Origin of the sequence: uncultured Nostoc sp., from assembly GCF_964245445.1 — a bacterium.
Taxonomy (GTDB): domain Bacteria; phylum Cyanobacteriota; class Cyanobacteriia; order Cyanobacteriales; family Nostocaceae; genus Nostoc.
The window spans coordinates 1-3,219 of sequence record NZ_CAXTNE010000467.1; the positions used below are offsets into that span (position 1 = coordinate 1).

Genomic DNA, 3,219 nt, shown 5'->3' on the forward strand with positions numbered 1-3,219 from the left:
GGGCAGGGGTGAGAATAAAAAATTACCTCTTTCCCCTCTGCTCCTTGCCCCTCTGCCTCTTTCCATTCCCCATTCTTATCTAACGTTTCTCAATAGAAAATCTGGCTGACCACAACTTTTTTGCGATCGCTTCAAAATCTCGGCGCTACAAATACCAGGTTCGCCGTTTTTGGAATAACAAAAGAAGACTTCTTGCAAAAATCTTCCCGAACCAGAACAAAAAGGTGCTACACCATCAGCAGGAATTTGATTATTCGCACTCACAAATGAATTTTTAAAATCTGTAATTGTGGTACGCAAGGGTTTTGCAGGACGATTATAAGCTGCGGGAATAGCGATCGCATCTTTTAATTTTTTACTCAATGCCAAGTATTCCGCAGGAGTTTTCCCCGAACAAGTACCATGTTTTTCCCATTCATGATCGTAAAGTTTATTACTAGGATACAAATTGGGAAATTGCCGCCTTACTTCCGACGGTAATTTTTGCGTGGAACAATTAGCAGGATAACCAGCTTGGTATTGTGGCCACAAACCATGTAGTACAAAACCAAGTTTCCTTCCAGAACCGCACTGTTGCTGGTCACGGCTACCATTTGCCGCACAATAATCCGGCGACCAAGAAAGTGTTAGTACATAAAAATCAAATTTACCCGGAGTACCGCGATTTTGAGCAATGGCAGCATTAGGTGTAAACAGACTACTAATTAACAGAGAAGATGCAATTAAAAGTTTCTTAATCTGCATAAAAACAGCTAGTTTACTCTAAGAGTAAAGTTATACATAATACATGGTTAAGAGTCAAGGATCAAACCGCTTCGCAAAGTCATTAGTCATTAGTCAAGAGTTACTCTCTTCTGCCTACCCTGCTCCCCACTCCCCAACAAATTCAGAAAAGCAAATCTTGGTAGGGATTCTGGGATATCCTTAGATAAGTGAAAGATTTGCCAAAAATAGTAAGAATGAAGCTGGCAGCAAGAGTAAGTCAGGTAACACCTTCATTAACCTTAGCGATCGCAGCCAAGGCTAAGGCACTGAAGGCAGAAGGAATAGATGTTTGTAGTTTTAGCGCTGGAGAACCAGATTTTGATACCCCAGCGCATATTAAAGCCGCAGCAGTAAAAGCTTTGGAAGAAGGCAAAACCAAGTATGGTGCAGCAGCTGGAGAACCAAAGTTAAGGGAAGCGATCGCCCACAAGCTTAAAATTGATAACGGTCTTAATTACAAGTCCGAGAATGTCATCGTCACCAATGGCGGTAAGCATTCTCTGTACAACTTAATCGTGGCGCTAATCGATCCAGGTGATGAGGTAATTATCCCTGCACCCTACTGGCTAAGTTATCCCGAAATGGTGACTTTGGTCGGTGGAGTCTCGGTAATTGTGCCCACAGATGCAACGACGGGTTATAAAATTACTCCCGAACAACTCCGTAAAGCAATCACGCCGAAGACAAAGCTATTTATCCTCAACTCTCCATCTAATCCTACAGGGATGGTTTACACGCCAGATGAAATCAAAGCACTGGCGCAGGTAGTAGTTGATGCAGATATCTTTGTCGTCTCTGATGAGATTTACGAAAAGATTCTCTACGACGGTGCAGAACATATCAGTATCGGTTCTCTTGGGAAAGAAATTTTTGACCGCACTTTGATTAGTAATGGGTTTGCGAAAGCTTATTCTATGACTGGGTGGCGTCTTGGCTATTTAGCGGGACCTGTGGAAATCATTAAAGCAGCGAGTACCATCCAAGGGCATAGTACATCTAACGTGTGTACCTTTGCCCAATATGGTGCGATCGCGGCGCTACAAAGTCCTCAAGATTGTGTCGAAGAAATGCGCCAAGCCTTCGCTAAACGCCGACAGGTGATGCTAGACAGACTCAACGCCATTCCCGGATTGAGTACCGTCTCACCAGATGGCGCTTTTTATCTGTTTCCTGATATCAGCAAAACAGGTCTAAAATCTCTAAAATTTTGTGACGCTTTGTTGGAAGAACATCAAGTTGCAGTCATTCCTGGAATTGCTTTTGGCGCTGATGACAACATTCGCCTTTCCTACGCCACAGATATGGCGACGATTGAAAAGGGAATGGATAGATTAGAGAAATTTGTCAAGTCGCGTATTTAGTTAGTTGCCATTTGTCATTTGTCATTTGTCATTTGTGAGGATAATTTACTAACTCTCCAATTTTTTAACTCCACCTTTTCCGACTCAGAAGAAAGGGTGGAGTTCATTTTTAAACCTGAAGTTTCGAGTTCTGAAATTTCAATTAATTCCAGCACCATCAAGCTGAATTTTGCATCAAAGGGTATGGTTGAATCAAAATCTGTACCGGAATCCCCAATTGTTCATGTAATCCTCGAATCATCTCCAAGGTTAGCGCCTGCTTGCGATGCAAAATGTCGGCAATTTCTGCTTTACTGCCAATAACAGGCTCTAATTCATCTACAGACAACCCACGAGATTCGAGATAATATAAGATAGCTTCGATAGGATCTGGTGCTTCGATTGGGTAATGCCTTTGCTCGTATGCTTCCACCAGCGTAGTTAAAACTTCCAATCGGTCAGACTCTGGTGTATTTAGTTCTGCATCAAACAATCTTTCAATTTCATCAAGCGCAGCATGATAATCAGTTTCGGTGCGAATTGGACGGGTTTCAAGCATAAGTATTACTGTCTCAAATACTTGTTGCATCTACGTTATCGTATTCTTTATGTGTTCCCATAAAACGAATAAAAATAATTCCAATATCATAACGAACGTGAACAATTAAGCGGTAATCATTACCTTTGATATTAAAAAAAACACGGTTATTAGCAATAATACTGGCATTACGATAAGTGCTTTTGATATCTGCCGGACTACCCCATTCTGCACGAGATGCTTCATCAAACCAAGCCTTTAATGACTGTTCGGCATCAGGATATGCTTCCTAAAACTTTTGTAACGTGCTGCGGGCAATGATTCGCATAATGAGGTAATTACAGCGTTACGATACATAAATATACTTGAAACCTTTACCAATGGTGTTTACTTCTGAAGTCGGTTGATGATTTCCAGCGCTTTTTGGTAGTTCTCTATTTTTCCTTGTTGTTTAAAGATATCTGCGGCTTGCTGCAAATCAGTAATTGCCCCCTTTTTATCTCCCAAGTCAGCGCGGAAAATGCCCCGATTGTAGTAGGCTAGGGCATCGTTAGGATTAATCCGCAAAGCTTGGTT

The 3,219-nt window shown here is 41.7% G+C and carries 4 protein-coding genes and 1 pseudogene; 1 reads left to right on the plus strand and 4 read right to left on the minus strand.

Annotated elements, in window-relative coordinates:
• Positions 1-75 precede the first annotated feature (75 nt).
• Positions 76-744 carry a ribonuclease gene (locus ACFE90_RS37290; RefSeq protein WP_375507259.1) on the minus strand — a complete coding sequence of 223 codons (669 nt, stop codon included), beginning with the start codon at positions 742-744 and terminating at the stop codon, positions 76-78.
• A gap of 215 nt (positions 745-959) precedes the next feature.
• Here ACFE90_RS37290 and ACFE90_RS37295 point away from each other — a divergent pair, with 215 nt between their 5' ends.
• Entirely contained in the window at positions 960-2,126 is a 1,167-nt protein-coding gene (locus ACFE90_RS37295) for a pyridoxal phosphate-dependent aminotransferase (protein WP_375507260.1), read from the plus strand.
• Positions 2,127-2,283: 157 nt separating this feature from the next.
• Here ACFE90_RS37295 and ACFE90_RS37300 read toward each other — a convergent pair whose 3' ends face one another.
• From ACFE90_RS37300 to ACFE90_RS37310, 3 genes and pseudogenes are all read right to left on the minus strand, one after another.
• A complete protein-coding gene (locus ACFE90_RS37300; RefSeq protein WP_375507261.1) occupies positions 2,284-2,664 on the minus strand; it encodes a type II toxin-antitoxin system HigA family antitoxin in 381 nt (126 codons plus the stop codon).
• 13 nt (positions 2,665-2,677) lie between these two features.
• Positions 2,678-2,971, minus strand: a pseudogene (locus tag ACFE90_RS37305) (type II toxin-antitoxin system HigB family toxin).
• A gap of 59 nt (positions 2,972-3,030) precedes the next feature.
• Positions 3,031-3,219: tetratricopeptide repeat protein (locus ACFE90_RS37310; RefSeq protein ID WP_375507262.1), on the minus strand; the 189-nt coding region annotated here is incomplete at its 5' end.